Annotated in this window: 23 protein-coding genes; 13 read left to right on the top strand and 10 right to left on the bottom strand. The window is 69.9% G+C overall.

The genetic code is table 11. The features are described 5' to 3' along the window. Positions 1 to 18: 18 nt before the first annotated feature. The 5 genes from NGM10_RS10855 to NGM10_RS10875 form a co-directional block, all read right to left on the bottom strand. On the bottom strand, positions 19 to 246 hold the full coding sequence (locus NGM10_RS10855) for a DUF2249 domain-containing protein (protein WP_253478544.1): 228 nt from the start codon (positions 244 to 246) through the stop codon (positions 19 to 21). 93 nt (positions 247 to 339) lie between these two features. Beyond that, on the bottom strand, positions 340 to 723 hold the full coding sequence (locus NGM10_RS10860) for a cupin domain-containing protein (protein WP_253478547.1): 384 nt from the start codon (positions 721 to 723) through the stop codon (positions 340 to 342). A 382-nt stretch (positions 724 to 1,105) separates the two neighbouring features. Then, positions 1,106 to 2,467, bottom strand: a complete 1,362-nt coding sequence (locus NGM10_RS10865) for a hypothetical protein (protein WP_253478549.1) — start codon at positions 2,465 to 2,467, stop codon at positions 1,106 to 1,108. After that, positions 2,464 to 2,676 carry a DUF2249 domain-containing protein gene (locus NGM10_RS10870; protein ID WP_253478552.1) on the bottom strand — a complete coding sequence of 71 codons (213 nt, stop codon included), beginning with the start codon at positions 2,674 to 2,676 and terminating at the stop codon, positions 2,464 to 2,466. Before NGM10_RS10870 ends, NGM10_RS10865 begins: the two co-directional genes overlap by 4 nt. Positions 2,677 to 2,938: 262 nt before the next feature. Beyond that, on the bottom strand, positions 2,939 to 3,556 hold the full coding sequence (locus tag NGM10_RS10875) for a DUF7998 family protein (RefSeq protein ID WP_253478556.1): 618 nt from the start codon (positions 3,554 to 3,556) through the stop codon (positions 2,939 to 2,941). Between the two features lie 113 nt (positions 3,557 to 3,669). On the opposite strand from NGM10_RS10875, the gene NGM10_RS10880 reads away from it, so the two are divergent. The 4 genes from NGM10_RS10880 to hemG all read left to right on the top strand — a co-directional run bounded on the left by NGM10_RS10880 (position 3,670) and on the right by hemG (position 7,005). After that, positions 3,670 to 4,206, top strand: coding sequence for a halocyanin domain-containing protein (locus NGM10_RS10880; RefSeq protein WP_253478559.1), 537 nt, complete (start codon positions 3,670 to 3,672; stop codon positions 4,204 to 4,206). A 10-nt stretch (positions 4,207 to 4,216) separates the two neighbouring features. Next, positions 4,217 to 5,326, top strand: a complete 1,110-nt coding sequence (locus NGM10_RS10885; RefSeq protein ID WP_253478562.1) for a radical SAM protein — start codon at positions 4,217 to 4,219, stop codon at positions 5,324 to 5,326. Positions 5,327 to 5,452: 126 nt separating this feature from the next. Beyond that, complete coding sequence (locus tag NGM10_RS18285) at positions 5,453 to 5,743, top strand: glutamyl-tRNA reductase (protein ID WP_368408667.1); 291 nt, start codon at positions 5,453 to 5,455, stop codon at positions 5,741 to 5,743. Further along, entirely contained in the window at positions 5,740 to 7,005 is a 1,266-nt protein-coding gene (gene hemG / locus NGM10_RS10890; RefSeq protein WP_253478565.1) for a protoporphyrinogen oxidase, read from the top strand. Before NGM10_RS18285 ends, hemG begins: the two co-directional genes overlap by 4 nt. A gap of 9 nt (positions 7,006 to 7,014) precedes the next feature. Here hemG and NGM10_RS10895 read toward each other — a convergent pair whose 3' ends face one another. Continuing rightward, positions 7,015 to 7,839: a hypothetical protein gene (locus NGM10_RS10895; RefSeq protein WP_253478568.1), complete on the bottom strand. Its 825-nt coding sequence runs from the start codon at positions 7,837 to 7,839 to the stop codon at positions 7,015 to 7,017. Positions 7,840 to 7,923: 84 nt separating this feature from the next. Further along, positions 7,924 to 8,547, bottom strand: coding sequence for a helix-turn-helix domain-containing protein (locus NGM10_RS10900; RefSeq protein WP_253478570.1), 624 nt, complete (start codon positions 8,545 to 8,547; stop codon positions 7,924 to 7,926). A gap of 185 nt (positions 8,548 to 8,732) precedes the next feature. Between NGM10_RS10900 and NGM10_RS10905 the strand changes: the two genes are divergently transcribed. Next, positions 8,733 to 9,017, top strand: coding sequence for a DUF2249 domain-containing protein (locus NGM10_RS10905; RefSeq protein ID WP_253478573.1), 285 nt, complete (start codon positions 8,733 to 8,735; stop codon positions 9,015 to 9,017). A gap of 16 nt (positions 9,018 to 9,033) precedes the next feature. On the opposite strand, the gene NGM10_RS10910 is transcribed toward NGM10_RS10905, so the two are convergent. Together NGM10_RS10910 and NGM10_RS10915 are read right to left on the bottom strand one after the other, a co-directional pair. Beyond that, positions 9,034 to 9,282, bottom strand: coding sequence for a DUF7511 domain-containing protein (locus NGM10_RS10910; protein ID WP_253478576.1), 249 nt, complete (start codon positions 9,280 to 9,282; stop codon positions 9,034 to 9,036). A 64-nt stretch (positions 9,283 to 9,346) separates the two neighbouring features. Next, on the bottom strand, positions 9,347 to 9,784 hold the full coding sequence (locus NGM10_RS10915; protein WP_253478579.1) for a universal stress protein: 438 nt from the start codon (positions 9,782 to 9,784) through the stop codon (positions 9,347 to 9,349). A 300-nt stretch (positions 9,785 to 10,084) separates the two neighbouring features. Between NGM10_RS10915 and NGM10_RS10920 the strand changes: the two genes are divergently transcribed. From NGM10_RS10920 to ppc, 8 genes are all read left to right on the top strand, one after another. Beyond that, the gene (locus tag NGM10_RS10920) at positions 10,085 to 10,465 is read left to right on the top strand and encodes a response regulator (RefSeq protein ID WP_253478582.1); all 381 of its coding nucleotides are present in this window, start codon (positions 10,085 to 10,087) and stop codon (positions 10,463 to 10,465) included. A 100-nt stretch (positions 10,466 to 10,565) separates the two neighbouring features. Next, positions 10,566 to 11,219 (top strand): potassium channel family protein, encoded by a 654-nt coding sequence (locus tag NGM10_RS10925; RefSeq protein WP_253478586.1) that lies wholly within the window; start codon positions 10,566 to 10,568, stop codon positions 11,217 to 11,219. 221 nt (positions 11,220 to 11,440) lie between these two features. After that, complete coding sequence (locus NGM10_RS10930) at positions 11,441 to 11,581, top strand: hypothetical protein (protein ID WP_253478590.1); 141 nt, start codon at positions 11,441 to 11,443, stop codon at positions 11,579 to 11,581. Between the two features lie 663 nt (positions 11,582 to 12,244). Next, positions 12,245 to 13,111 carry a dihydrodipicolinate synthase family protein gene (locus NGM10_RS10935; RefSeq protein WP_253478594.1) on the top strand — a complete coding sequence of 289 codons (867 nt, stop codon included), beginning with the start codon at positions 12,245 to 12,247 and terminating at the stop codon, positions 13,109 to 13,111. Positions 13,112 to 13,854: 743 nt separating this feature from the next. After that, positions 13,855 to 14,760, top strand: coding sequence for a hypothetical protein (locus NGM10_RS10940; protein ID WP_253478597.1), 906 nt, complete (start codon positions 13,855 to 13,857; stop codon positions 14,758 to 14,760). Further along, positions 14,757 to 15,296, top strand: coding sequence for a DUF8135 domain-containing protein (locus tag NGM10_RS10945; protein WP_253478600.1), 540 nt, complete (start codon positions 14,757 to 14,759; stop codon positions 15,294 to 15,296). The genes NGM10_RS10940 and NGM10_RS10945 overlap by 4 nt, the downstream gene beginning before the upstream one ends. A gap of 105 nt (positions 15,297 to 15,401) precedes the next feature. Beyond that, positions 15,402 to 15,731, top strand: a complete 330-nt coding sequence (locus tag NGM10_RS10950; RefSeq protein WP_253478603.1) for a transcription factor S — start codon at positions 15,402 to 15,404, stop codon at positions 15,729 to 15,731. Between the two features lie 72 nt (positions 15,732 to 15,803). Then, entirely contained in the window at positions 15,804 to 18,491 is a 2,688-nt protein-coding gene (ppc, locus tag NGM10_RS10955; RefSeq protein ID WP_253478606.1) for a phosphoenolpyruvate carboxylase, read from the top strand. On the opposite strand, the gene NGM10_RS10960 is transcribed toward ppc, so the two are convergent. After that, positions 18,488 to 20,176, bottom strand: coding sequence for a methyl-accepting chemotaxis protein (locus NGM10_RS10960; protein ID WP_253478609.1), 1,689 nt, complete (start codon positions 20,174 to 20,176; stop codon positions 18,488 to 18,490). The two genes, ppc and NGM10_RS10960, sit on opposite strands and share 4 nt — an antisense overlap. Positions 20,177 to 20,266: the final 90 nt, after the last annotated feature.

The following is a 20,266-nucleotide window of genomic DNA, read 5'->3' on the forward strand; positions in this document are numbered from 1 at the left end:
GGCAGTGTGATCCAGTCGCTACCGCTTCGGGAATCTGGCGACGAACGTCCGGTCTCCCTCGCGTTCGACCTCGTAGCCGTCGGCGTCGAACGACTCGACCTCGGCCTGCATCTCGTAGAACAGCGGCTTTGGCTCGTGGTCGTTGACGATTTCGAGGGTCTCACCGCTGTCCATGTCCTCGAACGTCTGGTGGATCATCGGGTGACGCTCCGGCGGCGGAATCTCGCGGACATCTACGGTCGGCATGCACACGGTGGTTGGCCCGGTCGGCTATTCGGGGTTGCCCCGAACGTGTTCGGGGCGCGGGGCCAGCCCCGCCGAATCAGTCCGAGCGCGGAGTCAGTCCTCGGTCGAGGGGTCGAACTCCCCCCTCTTCAGGCCCTCCCGGACGGGGTCGTGCTCGGCGTCGGTCGGCGGCGGCGCGGTCACCAGCGTCGCCTCCAGTCGCTCGCCGGGGTCGGCCCTCACGCCCCGGTCCTCCCCGGCCGGGACGACCACCACGTCGTCGGGTTCGACCGCGTGCTCGTCGTCGCCGTCCCGGACCACGCCGGTCCCGCGCCGGACCGTGATGGCGACGTCGCTGTCGGGCGCGTGGACGGGGATGAACTGTCCGGGTTCGAAGTAGCCCAGCACCACCTTCATCCGGTCGCTCCGGAAGACCGGGCGGGCGGAGAACCGCTCGTCGTCGTACTCGCGCTCGGCGTCGAAGTCTGTCGCGACCATGTCCGAAGGGTGGGCGGTGTCGGGGGTGGACGCTTCGCCGAACGTGTTCGGGTTCGGGGGTTTCGTGGGTGTGGGTTCTGTGGCACGAACTGGACGCGACCGAACTAGCTACTGCCGAGCCGACCGGACTAGCTACTTCCGAGTCGACCGAGCTAGCTACTCCCGGTACCTAGGAGAACCGCACCGCCACCGCAGACCTCGACCCTCCCCAGCCTCCTGCGTTTCTCGGTCGTTCCCTTCGGTCACTCCCTGCGATACTCGTCCCTCGCGCGCGTTGCTCGCGCGCGCCGGTGGAAAAATACGAGGCTACAGTTACTTACGAGGGTGCGGTTAGGGGTACGTGGAAGACGTGGAAGATGTGTGGAGGCCGCCCTCGGGTCCGTCACGGGTACCGCTCGTCGGGGTCGGGGTCGGCGTCCGACCGGGTCGCCTCCTCGGCGGCCAGCCTACCGATTCGGAGCGACTCGGGGCCGTGCCGGACCACCACGCCCACGAGGTTCGCCGCGAACACCGCGAAGCCGATGGTCGCGGCGATTCCGCCGACGAGGACCGCGGGGTCGACCCCCGCCAGCTCCCCGCCGACCACGACCGAGAGACCCCCGAGCGCGAGCCAGAAGTCGGCGACCGCGAGCCGGTCGTCGTAGAGGTCGTCGATCATCGGCACCGGTTCGAGCCCCACGCGGTCGCTGTACCGCTGGACCCAGACGATGAACGGGACGACGTGGTAGAGCGTCCCGAGCAGGACGAACCCCACGACGCCCCCGAGCAGGAGGTGGCCCGCGCCGGGCGCGCCCACGGTCGCCGCGGGGTCGGTCGGGTCGGCCAGCCACGCGGGCGCGCTCGCGAGCGCCCACGCCGGGAGCGCGCCCGCGACCACCGCGTATCGGGAGAGCATCGGCGTGCGCTCGACCCGCGTCTCGCGCAGCTTCCGGGCGAGAACCGCCGCGAACGCCAGCAGGCCGACCAGCACGAACGCGGCCCCCGCGAGCGCGATGGGCTCGCTGTCGATTCCGCGCCCGCCAGCGAGCGCGAGGACCCCGGCCGGGTAGGTCCACTCCTCGACGCGCCGGAGCAGGATGTCGGTCCCGCGGAGCTCGGTCTGGGTGAACATCGTCCCGAGCTGGTAGAGCGCGCCCACGACGGTCGTGAGGACGATTCCGAACACCGCGAGCGTGGCGTGGGCCTCGACGATTCCCGTCCGGGAGAGGCCCGCGTCGGCCAGCACCGGCCGGGCGAAATCGACCGCGAGGACGAACCCGAGCGCGGTGACCGCGACGAGGGACCCGAGCGCGAGCGCGAAGTGGCGCTCGGTCACGTCCCACCCCTCGACTCCCGAGAGGGTGCGCCCGACGTTGTAGGCGAACACCCAGAAGCCCGCGAGCATCGCCGCGCCCGCGACCGGAAGCCAGCCGAGTTCGCCCGCCACGAGCAGGGCGGCGAATCCCGCGACCCCGACCGCGACGAGCCCGAGCTGGACGGCCGCCAGCCGCCGGGAGCGTAGCTCGACGCCCGACCAGACCGGGACGAACTGGGTCATCGCGCCCATGATGGTGACACAGACCCACCCGACCAGCAGGAGGTGGACGTGGGCCGCGACCGAGAGCCCTTGCCCGAACCCGGCCGCCTCTGCCACCCCGAGCGCGCTCCCGGCGAGCAGGAACCCGAACCCGACCACGAAGTGACCCAGCGGTATCGCCATCGGCGGGCCGCGCTCGGCGTCGATACCCCCGGGAATCGCGCTCATCGTCTCGTTATCTCGGCGCGCCACTCGTCGTCCGTGACCCGCTCGGTCTCGTGGTCGAAGCCCCTCCTGTCGAGGACCGCGTACAGCGGCTCGGGCTCGAAGCTGTTGACCAGCACCAGCGTATCGTCGTCGCCGAGGTCGCCGAGCGCCGACACGATGTCGGAGAACGGTTCGCCGTCTCTCTCGCGCACGTCGAGGGTTCGGGGCATGTTCCGAAGTCGGTCGGCGATTTCGGTAGCGGTTGCCCCGAAGGTGTTCGGCCCTCAAGAGTGGCGTGAACGAGTGCTACAAATTCAGCCGAGAACGCCCAGAAAGCCCCCGCCCGCTGGCGGTCGCTCTGCGGGATATTCAGGCCTCTCCGCAACGCCCGGCCTGAATAGTCGCCCGCAGAGACGACCACGGGCCTTCGGCCCGCCAGCGGGCGGCCCCTTTCAGTCCCACCCCGGTGATTTATTCGGGTTCGCGAAACTCTCAGAACGGGGTCGCCGAGCCGTCGTCCTCGTCGTCGCTCTCTGTCGCTCCCCGCGGGTCGCCCTCGCGGAGACTCCCGTCGTCGCGCGAACGCGCTTCGAGGTCTCGGAGCTTCTCGTTTGTCCTCGTGCTGTCGTGGTGGAGGGGCGCGACCGCGACCGAGACGCGGTCGTACTCGTGGCGCTCGGCGAGTCCGTTCCACGCGCGGAACGACCCGACCGTCAGGCTGTCGCTCTGGGGGCAGAACTTCGTGGTCGGGGTGAACTCCGCGAGAAGCACGTCGGGGTCGTCGGGCGCGACCGCGTACCGGAACCCCGCGTCGGGGTGGCGGGCGTCGAGGTTCAGGCGCGCGAGGTTGTACCCGAAGGTCGCGTCGTAGACCCCTCGCTCCTCGAATATCTCGCGCGTGAGCCGGTGGAAGGCGACGTGGTCGTCGCCCTCCAGCACGTCGCCCCCGTCGAGGAACGGCCCCGGCTCCGGGAGGTGGGCCGGGACGAACTCGTCGTACCCGTCGAAGGTGTCGGTGTCGGCGTCGGCGTTGTGCGACTTCGTCGCACTGCTCGATGAGCGTCGCTCATCGGCGTCCTCGCTGGCGAACGGTCGCGGAAACCCGGGCATGGTTCGAAGTCGTGTCGCGCGCCGGGAATCCCCGTCGCCGAACCTGTTCGGGCCGTTTTCACCGACTGAGAATCGGAGCTACTGGTATTTATAGCCCCCAACAAGGTGCTCGTATGCGACGAAATGCACTCGACCGACGGACCGTACTCAAGATGACCGCGGCTGGCGTGGCTGGCGTCACGCTCGCTGGCTGTTCGAGCGACGGCGGCTCCGGCGGTTCCGAGGAGTCCGGGTCCGACGAGTCGGGCGGGGACGAGGAGTCGGGCGGCGACACCGAGGAGTCGGGCGGCGACTCCGGCGGCTCGGAGGACTTCGGCGGCTGGCTCGACGGCGTGGAGAACTACGACGGCGTGGTCGACGAGACCGGCTCCGACGAGGTGTCGGTCGCGGTCGGCGCGCAGGGCAACGGCGGCGGGTTCGCCTTCGACCCCGCGGCGGTCCGTGTCGACTCCGGGACGACGGTCGTCTGGGAGTGGACCGGCGACGGCGGCCAGCACAACGTGGCCCACACCGACGGCGAGTTCGAGAGCGAGACGGTCTCCGAGAAGGGCCACACCTTCGAGCACACCTTCGAGGAGTCGGGCACGTTCGAGTACTCCTGTGTCCCCCACGAGACGATGGGGATGAAGGGCGCGATAGTGGTGGAGTAATCCGCCCGCCATGTCGAAGCCAGCGAGTGGGTCGGGCGGGCCGCCCGCGCGGGTCGACACCGACGAGCGGCCGTTCGTGCTCATCTGGGAGCTGACGCAGGCCTGCGATCTGGCGTGCGAACACTGCCGGGCCGACGCCCAGACGACCCGCCACCCCGACGAACTCACGACCGAGGAGGGCAAGGCGTTGCTCGAGGAGGTCCGGGAGTTCGGCGAGGACCAGCTCGTCGTCTTCTCGGGCGGCGACCCCCTGAAGCGCGACGACGCGGTCGAGCTCGTCGAGTACGGCACCGAAATCGGCCTGAGCGTCACGATGACCCCGAGCGGGACCGCCTCGCTGTCGGCCGACGCGGTCCGGGACCTCGCCGACGCGGGTCTCCGGCGGATGGCGGTCAGCGTCGACGGCGCGACCGCCGAGCGCCACGACGCCTTCCGCGGCGAGGAAGGGAGCTACGAGGAGACGATGGCGGCCGCGCAGGCCGCCCGGAACGCCGGGCTCCCCCTGCAGGTCAACACCACCGTCTGCAAGCAGACGATATCCGACCTGCCCGACATCGCCGACCTCGTGGCAGACCTCGGCGCGGTGCTCTGGAGCGTCTTCTTCCTCGTCCCGGTCGGCCGGGGCGCGGCGCTCGACGCCGTCTCGCCCGACCGCGCCGAGCGCGTGATGGAGTGGCTGGTCGAGCAGGGCGAGAAGTGGCCCTTCGGCGTCAAGACGACCGAAGCGCCCCACTACCGCCGGGTCGCGGTCCAGACCACCGACGAGCCGCCCCGGCGGCAGATGGGCATCACGGCTGGCGACGGCTTCGCGTTCGTGAGCCACCTCGGCGAGGTGTACCCCTCGGGGTTCCTGCCCGAGTCGGCGGGCAACGTCGGCGACCGGAGCGTGGTGGACATCTACCGGAACGCCGAGCTGTTCGAGTCGCTGCGCGAGAAGGACGGCCTGAAGGGCAAGTGCGGCGCGTGTCCCTTCCGGAACGTCTGTGGCGGGAGCCGGTCGCGCGCCTACGCTCACACGGGCGACCCCCTCGAAAGCGACCCGCTCTGCTCGTTCGTTCCCGAGGGGTACGACGGCCCGCTCCCGTGGGACGACGACCCGCTCGCGTGGGAGGCCGAGTGAGATGCCCGCGGGCCGAACGCGTTCGGGGAAGGCGACTCGGGCGTCGGAGACGAACCACCGCGACGTGACCGGACTCCTCGAACGCGGGCCGGGAGACGCCGAGCGTCTCCCGGCCCGCGAGGGCGAATCGCGAACTCCCGGACCGACGGCTCGGCGGAGACCGACCGCTCGCCCGAGACCGACCCCGACGCCGCGGTCGCCCGCCTCCGGGCGCGCGGCGAGCGCGCCCGGAGGCGGGAACTCGACGCCGCGCTGGGAACGCTGGACGCGCGCGGCGAACTCACCCCCGCCGAGCGCGCGCTCGTCGCCCGGCTGTCGGCCCGCATCACCGACGCGCTGGTCGAGCGGTGGGTCGCGGCGCTCGACGAGCGCGACGCCGACCCCGAGACCGCGCTCGACCTCCTCACCGAACCATGAGGGTCGGCATCGTCGGCGGCGGCATCACGGGGCTGGCGACCCACCACTACCTCCGCGAGCGCGGCGTCGAGAGCGTCGTCTTCGAGGCCGACGACCGGCCGGGTGGTGTCATTCGAAGCGACCGAATCGAGGGGAGGGTCCTCGACTTCGGCCCCCAGCGCACTCGGCTCACCCCGAGCGTCGCGGGGCTGGTCGAGGACCTCGGACTCGGCGACGAGCTCCGGGAGGCCGCCGACGTTCCGCTGTACGTCTACCACCACGGGAGGCTCCGCCGGGTGCCCCAGACCCCCCGCGAGGCGGTGACGACCGACCTGATTTCGTGGCCCGCGAAGCTCCGGGTCCTGCTCGAACCCCTGACCGGCCCGGCCCGGGAGGGCGAGACGGTCGAGGAGTTCCTGACCCGGACGTTCGGCTCGGAGGTCGCCCGCTACTACTTCGGGCCGCTGTACGGCGGCCTCTACGGCTCGCACCCCGACGAGATGCCGATGGAGCACTCGCTGTCGCGGGCGCTCGACTCGGCGGGCATCGAGGGGAGCGTCCTCCTGTCGGTGGCGAAGAAGGTCCTTCGGGGTCGGGAGGCCCCGCCCGTCGCCTCGTTCGGCGACGGCCTCGGGCGGCTTCCCGAGGCGCTCGCCGAGGCGCACGCTCCCCGCGTGCGCCTCGGCGAGCCCGTCCAGTCGGTCGAACGTGACGCCGCGGGATTCGCCCTCGAAACGTCCGACGACGAGGTCCGGGTCGACCGGCTCGTCGTCACGACCCCGGCCGACGTGACCGCCGACCTGTTCGCCGACCTCGCGCCCGACACCGCGAGCGCGCTCCGCGAACTGAACTACAACCCCCAAGTGCTGGTCCACCTCTGCGCCGACGCCGACCTGACGGGTGCGGGCTATCAGGTCCAGTACGACGAGGACTTCCGGACGCTGGGCGCGACGTGGAACGCCAGCCTGCTCGACCGCGACGGCGTCTACACCTGCTACCTCGGCGGGTCGCGGAACCCCGCGATGGTCGAGTGGAGCGACGACCGACTCGAATCCGTCGCCAGCGAGGAGTTCGAGGCGATTACGGGCCACCCGGCGCGGGCGCTGTCGGTCCACCGACTCCCCCGCGGGATGCCCGCCTACGACCGCAGCTGGACCGCGCTCGACCGCATCGACGCGCCCGAGGGGGTCGACCTCTGCACCAACTACACCGCCCGGGCCGGGATTCCGGGGAGGGTGCGGGAGGCGAAGGCGGTGGCCGACCGACTGGCCGACGCCGGGTAGCTCCCGCCCTCAGGGTTCCGGACAGCCCTCCTCGTCCTCGACGATTTCGGGCAGTTCTATCGAGACGGGGCCGTAGGTCACGTCGTGGGTGATCTCCTCCTCGACCGTGGGACCGAACAGCGACCCGCGCTCGACCTCGGACCGCATCCGGACCGGTCGGTCGTCGACCAGCCACTGGGTGAGCGTCACGCTGTCGGGCGACTGGATGTCCTCGTCGTCGACCCCGACCCGGCGCTGGTACTCGTGGTACTCGTCGGGGGCGGGCGCGAACTCGACGACGCGGGCCTCTCCCTCTGTGCGGGTCTCGGTCCCGCGGTCGTACACCTCCGAGATGTCGAGTAGCTCGGCCTGCGACCCGAGGAGCGTCGCTTCCCGCCAATCGGCGTCGGTCTCGGCGGGATACCACGCGTCGTCGACGTTGCTGTAGTGCGAGAACCCGCACTGCTCGTAGACGGTCGCGTCCTCGACGTACAGTTCCTCGCGGTCGTCGTCGGCCTCGACGAGCGCGTGGGCCCGCCGTTCGGTCTCGTCGACTCGCTGTTCGCCGTCGAGGCTCGCGGTCACGGTCTCGCCGCGGGCGCGGCCCTCGACGCGTCCGCCGATGTCGACGGTGTAGCCATCGACGTCGTCCAGCGCGTCGAGGCTGGCCTCGACGGCTTCGACCGCCGCGGCGTCGCTGGGTGCGCGGGAGTCGAAACAGCCAGCGAGACTCGATAGCGACCCCAGTGACCCGAACGCGAGGCCCGTCCGTCGGAGGAAGCCTCGCCGTCCGGGTCGCGGTCGGGACCGACACGACTTCGAATCGGGGGCGCGGGACGCGTCAGGGGAGGGCATCATCGAGGGTTGCTGACAGGACGCCAAGTACGTTCCGGTCGTGGGTCGGTCCCGCGCGACTCGCCCGCGGGCGAGTCGCGCAGTTCAGCCCTCGACGTACTGCTTGATTATCTTCTCCTCGACCCGGTGGAGGGTCTCGCTCGCCGTCGACTTCGCGACCCCGGCCTCCTCGGCCAGTTCGGTCAGCGAGCACTCGCGGGGGGTGTCGTAGTAGCCCCGCTCGACCGCGGCCGAGAGGAGTTCGCGCTGGCGGTCGGTCAGCAGGCTCTCGGAGTCGACCATCTCGCGGACGTACTCGACGTCGAACGACATCCCGAACGCGTCGAGCTGGGTGGTGAACGAAGAGAGGCGGTCGCGCGAGGCGGTGACCTCGACGGTCGCCTGACCGTCCCGGATGGTGAACGGGAGTTCGAGGGGCATCCCCGACTCCTGTACCGTGAACAGCAACAGCGGCGCGGTGGTCTCGAACTCGATCAGCGCGGCGTCCTCGGACGCCTGCTGGAGGTCGAGCCTGACGATGTCGTCGTGGCGCTCCATCTCGCCGACGACGCGGGGGAGTTCCGGGCCCGAGATTTCGAGGAGGCCGACCCCCGTCTCCTCGGCGGGGAGCGCCGCCAGCACGCGGAAGTCGACCTCGGGGTTCGCGGTCGACAGCTCGTGAACCCAGACGCGCTCGGGGAGCGTGATGTGGAGTTTCGCGGTGGGCATAGTCGTATATGTACGGTCGGACGCCACGGCCCCATAAGTCTCCCCGAACATGTTCGGTCATGTCGCCGCGGATTCGCCCATCACCCTCGAACGTTCGGCTCCCTCTCACGAACGCGTTCGTCGGAGGACCTCCGGCGAACGCGTTCGGGGCAAACGCCGTGGGAGTCCGGCGCGTGGATTCGACCATGGCTTCGAAGCAGACCGACTTCGCGGGCCGGACCGTCGAGCGGACCGCCGCCCCGGCCGACCGCCCGCGCTACGCGCTCGACGTGGCCGACGCCGGACCGCCGAAACCGCTGACCGAGACGCTGGAGACGCTGGCCGACCTCGACGAGGAGACCGTACTGGTCCAGCGCAACGACCGCGCGCCCCAGCACCTCTACCCAACGCTCACCGACAGGGGGTACGAGTTCGAGACGGTCACCGACGACGACGCCGTCTTCACCGCCGTCTGGCGGCCGGACGGCTGAAGCGGGAGAACGGAGTTCAGCGCATCTCGTCGAGCGCCACGTACGACCCCTCCTCGGCGGTGATCCACTCGGTCATCAGGGTCTGGTCGTCGGCTTTCCGGGGATAGACGGTACACTCGTCCGGGCCGAGGTCGTACTCGACCACGACCGCGGTCAGGTCGGCGTCGTCACGTTCGGGGCCCGCAGAGAGTCGGTCGGGACCCTCGGCTCTCGGGTCGGCGTCGGTTCGATTCCGGTCGGTGGGGGTGGGAGTGGTGTCGGTCATGGTTTCGCGGATGGCGGGGTCGGTCGTCGCGCGCTTCTCGTTTCCGAGCGGTTCCCCGGTCGGTTCAGTCCCTCTCCTCGGAGACGTCGACGGTCAACACGGGCACCGACGACCGCGTCACCACCCGCTGGGAGACGCTCCCGAGCATGTCGCGGGTCGGGTCGTCACCGTGGGTCCCCATCACCACGAGGTCGGCGTCGGCGTCGGCGGCGTACGCGAGTATCTCGTCGGCGGGGTCGCCCTTCCGCACCGCGGTCGTCGCGTCGAGTCCCTCGGCCTCGAATGCCTCGGCGACCCCGGCGGTCGCGCGTTCGCCCTCGTCGCGGAGTCGGTCGGTGACCTCGGGCACCCGCTCGTCGTCGAGGGTCAGGAACGCCCGGTCGTCGACGACGTAGAGGACGTGGACCGCGGCGTCGCGCCGGACCGCCACGTCGCGGGCGTGTTCGACCACCGACTCCGTCGCTTCGCTCCCGTCCGTCGGGAGCAACACCGTGTCGTACATGGCTACACTCGGCGATTCGAACCCGTCGGACATATAAGGGGTGCGCGATTCTCACGGACTGAAAACCGGCTCCGTCGGGCGGTTTCGCCGGGTGTCACACGGGCGGAGCCTCCCGAGATGGGCGCTCGTTCCCCGCCGGTAGCCCGGCGTTCCGCTCGCTCGCCTGCGGTAATCCGGCGTACCGTTCGCTCGACGAGCGAACGGTACGCCGGACGGAACCCCACTGCGACTGCAACGGTTGCAACGGTCTGCAACCGACGCGTTCTTGTTATACGTGCGGTTCTACCTGACAGTCGTTTAGTGCCGGGAGAAACGAACACGCCCGACGACTCGACGGTACTGGTAGTCGACGACAACCGCCCGCTCGCCGACGGGTTCGCTCGAATCCTCTGGGAGGACTTCGAGGTGCTGACGGCGTACAGCGCTGCCGACGCGATGGAACTACTCGACGCGAGCGTGGACGTGGTGATCTTGGACCGGCGGTTGCCGGACACCACGGGCGACGCCCTGCTCGACCGGATCAGGGACGCCGACTTCGACTGCCGAGTCGCCATGGTCTCGGCCGCCGACCCGTCGCCGGGTCTCGACTGCGACACCTATCTCACAAAGCCCATCGGGGACTCGGAGGTCCTCCACGAGACGGTGACCGAACTGGCCGACGGCCACGAGACCTCCCGATGACCGCTCGACGTCGCTCTGGTCCGTTCCGTTCTCGGCTCCGGTCCCGCGGTCGGCCGGACCGACGCCAACCCTTTTGTCCTCTCTCGTGCTACGGGACTCCATGAGGTTTGTTATCGTTGGTGCAGGACGGGTGGGGCTCCGCACCGCCCGAATCCTCCAGCAGGAGGGCCACGACGTGACACTGGTCGAGAACGACGCCGAGACGGCCGACCGCGCGCGCTCGGAGGGATTCCTCGTTATCGAGGGAGACGGAGCCAGCGAGGAGGTGCTGGCGCAGGCAGACCCCGAGACCGCCGACGCCGTCGCGGGGCTGACCGGCGACCTCAACGTCAACTTCGCGGCGTGCATGATGGGCAAACACTACGGCTGTCGGACCGTGATGCGCATCGACGAGGACTATCGGGGCGACATCTACCACAAGTTCGCCGACGACGTGGACGAAGTGGTCTACCCCGAGCGCCTCGGCGCGGCGGGCGCGAAGACCGCACTGCTCGGCGGGGACTTCAACGTCATCGCCGACCTGACCGAGGGACTCCAGTTGACCACCCTGACCGTCCCCGAGTCGTCGCCCATCGTCGGCGAGCGCGTCGCCTCCCTCGAACTCTCGGAGGACGCCCGCGTCTACGCCCACGGGCGGGCCCGCGAGCGGATGACGATTCCGCTCCCCGGGACGACGGTCGAGGCGGGCGACCGCCTCGCGCTCATCGCCGAGCGCGAGGCGCTCCCGGAGGCGCGAAAGCGCTTGCAGGGCTGATAACTTCCTCTAATCGAGGTCGCCGATTGGACACGAGCGTCCGGTATCGAAACGCCTTCTGAGCGTAGGCAAAATCGACGGAGTTAGTTGGAGGTGTTCCGTATCCTGACACATGGAGGCGGAGAGGAGCAACGAGAGCGACGGTGACGACCGCGAAAAACCGAGCTTCGAGGGGCAGACCGTGTTCAAAGGCGACTTCGACGAGGACGACGACGAGTAGAATGGCTGACGACGAGCCGACAGAGACGACCGGCGATAGCGGTACCGATGGCGACGGCCGCCCGAAGCCCGAATTCGAAGGCCAAGAGATATTGGCTGGCGAGGGCGACGTCGACGATAGTTCAACCGAACGCGACGAATAGCACCCCGTTTTTAGTCGGTCGGTCGAGCCACTACGGTGGTCCAGTCGCTCCCTTCGAGTGTCGGAACCAAGGGAAGGCTTCGGTGCAAGCTCCCGAGTAGATAAAATGAGGAGGGCGATTGGGTAGCGCGGGGTTCGAGGTGGACGCCCGAGACGAGAACTTTCGTGGGAGGGTTGGTGACACTGTGGCGAGAGGCCAGCCCGCCGCCAGAGCCTCCGGCGTCGTCGGGCCGTCCGACCGGGAGACTGCTGCACGCTTGCGCCCGAACCGTCGGGCGCGTCTCCTTCTTCGGCGAGTTCGGACTTTGTTATGGGGCGTCTGTCGGGGGCGTAGGCGGGGGCTGTCGCCGCAGGCCGATTTCGTCAAACGCGGCCTACGCCGCGCGTAACCCGGAGTTACTCGGGGGTCGGAGGGCTCCGGAATCGACGATTCGTCGAATGGGGAGAGTGGGGAGAGGGTGTGGGGAGGTGTGGTGGTGTGCCGGGCGCGCGTGTGGGAGGATGGGGGAGAGAGGCCGTCGATGCGCGCCCGGTCGGGGTTGTGTACGGCATCGACTTAAAAGTGCGTCAGACGGTTCCGGAGTCGGTCCCCGGGACGCGGCGACGGCGGGGCACGGATTTCCGGGTCGCCCACATTCAAGGTCGGTCGGAACGACGGTGGGGTATGCGCGGAACTGGCGTCCCTCTCATCACGCCCTTCGACGAGAACGACGACCTCGACACCGACCGCCTGCGCGACCTCGCGGAGTGGGTCGTCGAGCGCGGCGTCGACTTCGTCGTTCCCTGCGGGTCGAACAGCGAATCCGAGCTCATGAGCGTCGAGGAGCGGGCTCGCGTCACCGAGGTCGTGGCCGAGACCGTCGACGTGCCGGTGGTGGCCGGGACGGGCCATCCCGGAATCCGGGAGACGCTGCGCCAGACCGACCTCGCGGCCGAGGCGGGTGCCGACGCCGCGCTGGTCGTGACGCCGTTCTACTACCCCCACGACGACGAGGCGCTCGAAGCCTACTACCGCGAGGTGGCCGACGAGAGCCCGATTCCGGTCTACCTCTACAGCGTGCCGCCCTACACCGACGTGAAGCTGAACCCCGAGGTGGTGGGTCGGCTGGCGAGCCACGACAACGTCGCCGGGATGAAGGATTCGAGCGGCGACCTCGAAGCGTTCCAGCGCGAGCGCGCGCTCACGGCCGACGAGGAGTTCGACCTGCTGGTCGGCAGCGGGAGCGTCTACGCCCACGCGCTCGAAGCGGGCGGAGACGGCGGCATCCTCGGGCTAGCGAACGTCGCGCCCGAGCGCGCGAACGAGGTATATCAGCTCCACCTCGGCGGCGACGACGCGGCGGCCCGCCAGCTCAACGCCAGCCTCGTGGACCTCAACCGCGCGGTCACCTCGCGGTTCGGCGTCCCGGGCGCGAAGGCCGCGATGCGCGAGCGGGGCGCGCCCGCGGGCTACGCCCGGACGCCCCACCGAGAAGTCGACGACGAGACGCGGGCCGAGATCGCCGAGCTAGTCGAGGACGCGGTGGTCTGACCGACGCGATTTCCGACGGAAATCGCGTCGGTCGGCCTTCGGTCGGGACACTCGCCCGAGCAGTCCATCCGCGGTCGCTCGCCCGAGCAGTCCATCCGCGGTCGCTCGCCCGAGCAGTCCATCCGAACCGCCCGGTGACACAATCTACCGGAAACGGCCGGTGAGACGACCCGCCGAGGGCGGGACTGAAAGGGGCCGCCCGCTCGCGGGCCGCAGGCCCGTGGTCGTCTCTGCGGGCCACTATTTCCGCGCCGGTGCTGTGCGTTGCGGGGGAGGCGCGGAAATATCCCGCAGAGCGACCGCGAGCGGGCGGGGGCTTTCGAGGCCTTCACGGCTCCGAACGCGTTCGCGGTTCAGATGTAGAGCGAGCGGGCGGGGCTTTCGGGGCGTTCCCGGTTTTGGAAGCTGTCGTGGGTAGCGAGCGGGCGGGGGCTTTCGAGGCCTTCACGGCTCCGAACGCGTTCGCGGTTCAGATGTAGAGCGAGCGGGCGGGGCTTTCGGGCGTTCCCGGTTTTGGAAGCTGTCGTGGGTAGCGAGCGGGCGGGGGCTTTCGAGGCCTTCACGACTCCGAACGCGTTCGCGGTTCAGATGTAGAGCGAGCGGGCGGGGGCTTTCGGGAAGTCCGTCCCAACGGAGATGTCGACTTCACACTCGAACCTGACCTCGGAATCTCATTTCACCCACCGAACACCACCCGATTCAGAGGCCAACCATTAAGTCGGGGCTGTGAGAACTGAGACCGAATGGCTGGCGAAGATGTCAGCGGGACGCCGCTCGGGGGCGGCTCGCTGGAGGGGTGGCTCGAAGCGAAGGCCGAGGAGATGGGCGTGAGCCGCGAGGAACTGCTCGCCCGCCTCCGGCCGGACGCCGACGCGGCCGAGGCGTCGGGCGAGGAGCTGGTGGCGCTCCGCCGGGAGTTCGCCGAGCGCCTCGCGGCGTCTCACGACGACCTCCAGACCGAGGTCGAGGAGGCCCGCGGGGAGTTCGACGAGACGGTCGAGGAGGTCCGCGAGGAGTTCGACGAGAAGATAGAGGACGTTCGCGAACGGGTGATACAGGTCAAGCGCGAGACCGACGGGAAGGCACCCGCCGACCACGACCACCCCGAACTCGCGCCCGCGGAGGCGGCCGACCGCGCCGACGAACTCGCGGCCGAGGTGGAGTCGCTCTCGGAGGAGCTCGCGGCGCTGGACGAGACGGTCGAGACCGGCTTCGACAACTACGAGGACGTGCTGGAGTACCTGACCGACGCGACCGACGACCTCGAATCCAAGCTGACCACGCTCGCGGAGGCGACCGTGGACCTGCGCGAGCAGACCCGGACGCTGGCGGCCCGCCACGCCACCCGAGCGGCGGCCGACGAACTCGCCCACCTCGCCAACCGCCGCGGGGTCGAGTCCGCCGCGTGCGGCCACTGCGGGAAGACGGTCCACATCGGCCTGCTGGCCGCGCCGAAGTGCCCCCACTGTGCCAGCACCTTCAACGACGTCGAGCCAAAGCAGGGCTTCTTCGGCTCGCACACCCTCGTCATCGGTGACGCGCCCGCGCTCGAAGGCGAGCGGGCCGACTGGGACGTGGAGAACGTGATGGACGAGGAGTCGGCCGACCACGACGAGGCGCTCGAAGAACTGCTGGAGGACGACGAATGACCGACGAGCGCGACCCCGACTCCGCTTCCACCTCCGACGAACCGCTGGGCGACCTCGCGTCGGCAGTCCGGGACCGCACCGGCGAGACCGACGCGCGCGCGGAGTCGCCGCGGCGCGACGGCCCGCTCGCCGACGTCGCCGCCGAGGTCGACGAGCGAAAGCGGCGACGCCGCGCGAGCGACGACCCCTTCGAGTCGGTCGACGTTGGCGAGATCGACGGCGAGAAGCTCTGGGAACGGCTGGCCGAGGGCGACGACGAGGGGATGGGCGTCTCGGTGCCCCCCGAGGCGGTCGACGACGCCGAGGGCTTCGACGGCCGGGACGTGCGGACCATCCCGAAGGACACCTGTCACGGCTGTCCGCACCTCGCCGACCCGCCGGAACTCGCCTGCAGCCACGAGGGGACCGCGATTCTGGAGATGGTCGACTCCGAGCACTTCCGGGTCGCCGACTGCCCCATGGTGGTCGACGAGGAGTCGTTCGACCCGCTCGGGGCCGACGCCGAGGACGCCGAGGACGCCGATGACGCCGAGTAGGTCCTCCCGGCGGTGGGCGTCGTCGGCGTTCGGGCCGTCGAACCTCGGGTGCGACGTGGCCGCCCGAGCGAGGCGCTTTTAGGCGCTGCGCGACTACCGACGCCCATGCAATTCTGCGACGAATGCGGCTCCATGATGAAGTCGATGGGGTCGAAGATGGTCTGCACGAACGACGACTGCCAGCACACCGTCGCCAAGGACGAGGAGAAGGCCGCCGAGTTCGTCTCGACCGAGGAGCAGGGCGACTCGGCGGTCATCGAGACCTCCGAGGACGCCAACTTCGAGGGCAAGCCGACCGCCAAGGACGTGACCTGCGAGGAGTGCGGTCACGGCGAGGCGTGGTACACCATCAAGCAGACCGGCGCGGCCGACGAACCGCCGACGCGCTTCTTCAAGTGTCAGGAGTGCGGGCACCGCTGGCGGGAGTACAGCTAATTTACTCGGTTTCGAGTGGCAATTTTCACGGCGGCCCGGCCCCTTTACTCTCCCGAGGATGAACACCGTGCCATGGACTTGCATGCCAGAGACGCGCGCAGAGACGTCCGCGAGCTGGGAGAACTGCTGGGGAGGGTCCTCGAAGAACAGGTCTCCGCCGAGGCGTTCGACCTCGTGGAGTCGGTCCGGACCGCGGCCATCGACTACCGCCGAGGCGAGGCCGACTCCCGGGAGGCCCTGCGGTCGGCGCTCGACGACCTCCCGACCGAACTGGAGGGCGCGGTCGCCCGGGCCTTTACGACCTACTTCGAACTCGTCAACCTCGCCGAGGAGCGCGAGCGCGTCCGGGCGGTCCGGACGGGGACGCAGGAGGGAACGCTCTCGGACGGTATCGCCGAGACCGCAGAGACCCTCTCCGAGGAGGCCGACGCCGAGACCGTGCGGCGGGTGCTCGACGACGTGCTGGTCGAACCCACCTTCACCGCCCACCCGACCGAAGCGCGCCGGAAGACCGTCAAGGCGAAGCTCCGGTCGGTGGCCGAGGACCTCGAAGCCCTCGACGAGCGCAGGCTGACCGACCGCGAGCGCGGGCGGGTCGAGCGCGACCTCGAATCCGAGGTGACGGGCCTCTGGCAGACCCCGCAGGTCCGGCGTCGCAGGCCCGAGGTCACCGACGAGGCGCTGAACGTCCAGTGGTACCTCGAACGCGTCCTGTTCGACGTGGTGGCGGAGGTGTACGACGAGCTCGAACGCGAGCTGGGCGCGGCGTTCGACGAAATCGAGGTCCCGAAGCTCTTCGAGTTCCGGTCGTGGGCCGGAAGCGACCGCGACGGCAACCCCTACGTCACGCCCGAGGTGACCGCCGAGACCCTCGCTCGCCAGCGCGAGACCGTCGTCGACCTCTATCGCGAGCAGCTCGAACGCCTCTCGGGCGTGCTGAGTCAGGGCGAGGACGCCGGAGTCGGCGAGGCGTTCGCCGAACGCCTCGCCGCCGACCGCGAGCGACTCCCGGGGGTCGCGGCCGACGCCCAAGCGGAGTACCCGGGCGAACCCTACCGACAGAAGCTCCGGCTGATGCGCGAGCGCCTCGACAGGGTCGGCGACGTGCGCCCCGGCGAGTACGACGACCCCGACGAACTCCTCGCCGACGTGGACGCCATCGCCGAGAGCCTGCGCGAGAACGGCGCGGAGGCGGTCGCGGCGGCCGAGGTCGACCCCCTCCGCAGGCGGGTCGAGACGTTCGGGCTGTCGCTGGCCAGCCTCGACCTGCGGGACCACCGCGAGAACCACACCGCGGCCGTCGCCGAGGCGCTGGCCCGCGAGGGAATCGACTACGCCGGGATGGACGAGGGCGAGCGCGTCGAGACCCTGACCGACGCCGTCCTGCAGGACGCCCCCGTCATCGCGGTGAGCGACACCGACGACCTCTCGGACACCGCGGCCCGGGTCCTCACCCTCTTCGACCGGACCGCCGACTGGCAGGCCGAGTACGGCGCGCAGGCCATCGACACCTACTGCATCAGCATGACCGACGAGCCCAGCCACGTCCTCGAAGTCCTCTTTCTGGCCGATCAGGCCGGACTCGTGGACCTGCCCGACCACTCGGGGCTCGACGTGGTCCCCCTGCTCGAAACCGAGTCGGCCCTCTCGGGCGCGCGCCGAATCATGGGCACCCTCTTCGAGAACGAGGCGTACGCCGCGGCGGTCGAGGCGCGGAACGGGGTGCAGGAGATCATGCTGGGCTACTCGGACTCCAACAAGGAGAACGGCTTTCTCGCGGCGAACTGGAGCCTCTACCGCAACCAGAAGCGACTCGCCGACATCTGCGACGACCACGACGTGACCCTCAGGCTGTTCCACGGCCGCGGGGGCTCCATCTCGCGGGGCGGCGGGCCGATGAACGACGCCCTGCTCGCGCTCCCGAACGAGACGGTCACGGGGCAGGTCAAGTTCACCGAGCAGGGCGAGGCCATCGCCGAGAAGTACGCCAACCCCCGCATCGCCGAGCGCAACCTCGAACAGATGCTCGACGCCCAGTTGCGCGCCCGCCACGATGCCATCCGGGAACCGATCGAGGACGTGCCCGACGAGTGGTCGGCGGCGATGGAGACCGCCGCCGACGCCGCCCGAGCGGCCTACCGCGACCTGCTCGACACCGAGGGGTTCGTCGCCTACTTCGAGCAGGCGACTCCCATCACGGTCATCGAGGAACTCCACCTCGGGTCCCGGCCCGCCTCGCGGTCGGGCGAGCGGTCGGTCGAGGACCTCCGGGCCATCCCGTGGGTGTTCTCGTGGACCCAGTCGCGGGCCATCCTGCCGGGATGGTACTCGCTGGCGGCGGGGTTGGACGCCTACCTCCGTTCCGGCGGCGACCTCGCCACTCTCCGAGAGATGTACGCCGAGTGGCCCTTCTTCCGGACCACCCTCGACAACGCCGCGCTCGCGCTGGCCCGCACCGACCTCGAAGTCGCGGCCGAGTACGCGACGCTCGCGGACGACGACCTCCGCGGGGAGTTCTTCCCGCGCATCGAGGCCGAGTACGACCGCGCGGTCGAACTCGTCACCGACATCGCCGAGCGTGACGGCCTGCTCACCCGCGAGTGGCTCGAAGAGAGTCTGGAGCGCAGAAACCCCTACGTCGACCCGCTGAACCTGCTCCAGACCCGGCTGCTCGCCCGAGACGACCGGTCGCCGGAAGCCGAGCGCACGCTCAGGCTCACCGTGAAGGGAATCGCTGGGGGGATGAAGAACACCGGCTAGAGCTTCGAGACGACCTCGTCCAGCTCCGAGACCATCATCGCCTGCTCCTCGGTAGCGGCCGCGATGGTGTCGACCTCCTCGGAGACCCGATTGGCCTTCTCGGCGGCGTCGTCGATCATGCTCGCGATCTCCTCGGTGCTGGCGGCCTGCTCGTCGGTCGCGTCGGTGATCTCGCCCATCCCGGTCGCGGTCTCGGTGGCGGCGTCCACGATGAGTTCGAGCTTCTCGCCGGTCTTCTCGACCGACTCGACCGTGTCGGCGATTGACCGCTCGCTCTCACCGAGGCTGTCGAGGGTGCTCTGGGCGCGGTCCTCGATGCGCTCGACCATCCCCTCGATCTCCGAGGCGCGGGTCTGGGACTCCTCGGCGAGGTTCTTGACCTCCTCGGCGACGACCGCGAAGCCGTCGCCCGCCTCGCCCGCGCGGGCGGCCTCGATGGAGGCGTTCAGCGCGAGCAGGTTGGTCTGGTCGGCCACGTCGTTTATCATCTCGACCGCGTCGCCGATCTCGTCGACCGCGTCCTGTAGCGCCTGGGCGTCCTCGACGATGCTCTCGCGGGCCTCGTCGGTGTCTCTGGTCGCCTCGATGGCGCGCTCACCGAGTTCCTGGCCCTCCTCGGCGAGCCGCTGGGCCTTCTGGCTCTGCTGGCCGACCTCCTCGGCGCTCGCGGCGATCTCCTCGACGGTCGCGCTCTGCTTGGACACCTCGCTGGCGATCTGGTCCATCTGGTCGGACTGATCGTCGGTGAGCTGGCTGATCTCCTGGGAGCTGCGGGTGACCTCGCCCGCCGAGTCGTTGAGGTCGGCGACGTTCGCCTGGGCCTGCTCGCGGATCGCTTCGACCATCTCCAGTCGCTTCTCCAGTTCGTCGCGCTCCTCGCGGAGTTCCTCGTTCTCGGCCTGCAAGTCCTCGGTCTCGGCCTGCAAGTCCTCGGTCTCGGCCTCCGGTTCCGCGGTCTTGGCCTCCGGTTCCGCGGCCTCGTCTCCGAGGTCGGCGTCTCCGGCGTCCCCCGCGCCGAAATCGTAGGCGTCGAGGCCCGCGCCCGCGTCGAGCGCGAACAGGCGCGCGAGCGACGCCACCTGCTCGAACCGCTCGGAGACGTGGGCGTTGACCTGCTCGACGAGCACTGCGAACTCGTCGCCGTCCCGACGGTCGTCGGGGTCGGCGACCTCCTCGCTCTCGAACTCGCCCGCGAGGTCGTCGGCCGCGTCGGCGTCCTCCCGAGCGTCGGCAGAAGCCGTGCTGGGCGCGAGGTTCCGAATCGCCCGCTCGACGTCGTCCTGTAGCGCCTCGGTCAGCGCCGGGAGCGCCGCCTCGAACCACCGGGCGTGTCCGCAGAGGTACGCCGACGGCGCGAGTCCGAGCTGGTCGTGGGCCGCAGCGAACCGCGCGCGCTCGGCGAAGTACTCCGCGTCGTACGTCTCCGCCCCGGCGTCCGACAGCGACGCGCCGAGGTCGGCCAGCGCCGCGACGTGCTCGTCGTCGAGGCCCTCTCGGGTAGCGTACGCCTCTCGGAGTCGCTCGGCGACCGACTCGCTCCGACCGTCCAGTAGCGACCCGACCGCGGCCACGTTCTCGGCGTCGGTGTCGCCGAACCCGACCAGCGCTTTGCGCTCGCCGAGGTCGGCCGGAGATAGCGCCCCTCCGTAGTCATCCTCCCCAATAATTCCTACTTTTGAAACCATGCATATAAAAAGTGATTCGGAGTATAAATTATTACCGCTTCCGAGGGGTACAAGGACGAGGCCTCCGGGGTGAACCGGTCCCGGCTTCCC

Origin of the sequence: Halorussus salilacus, from assembly GCF_024138125.1 — an archaeon.
GTDB classification, from domain to species: domain Archaea; phylum Halobacteriota; class Halobacteria; order Halobacteriales; family Haladaptataceae; genus Halorussus; species Halorussus salilacus.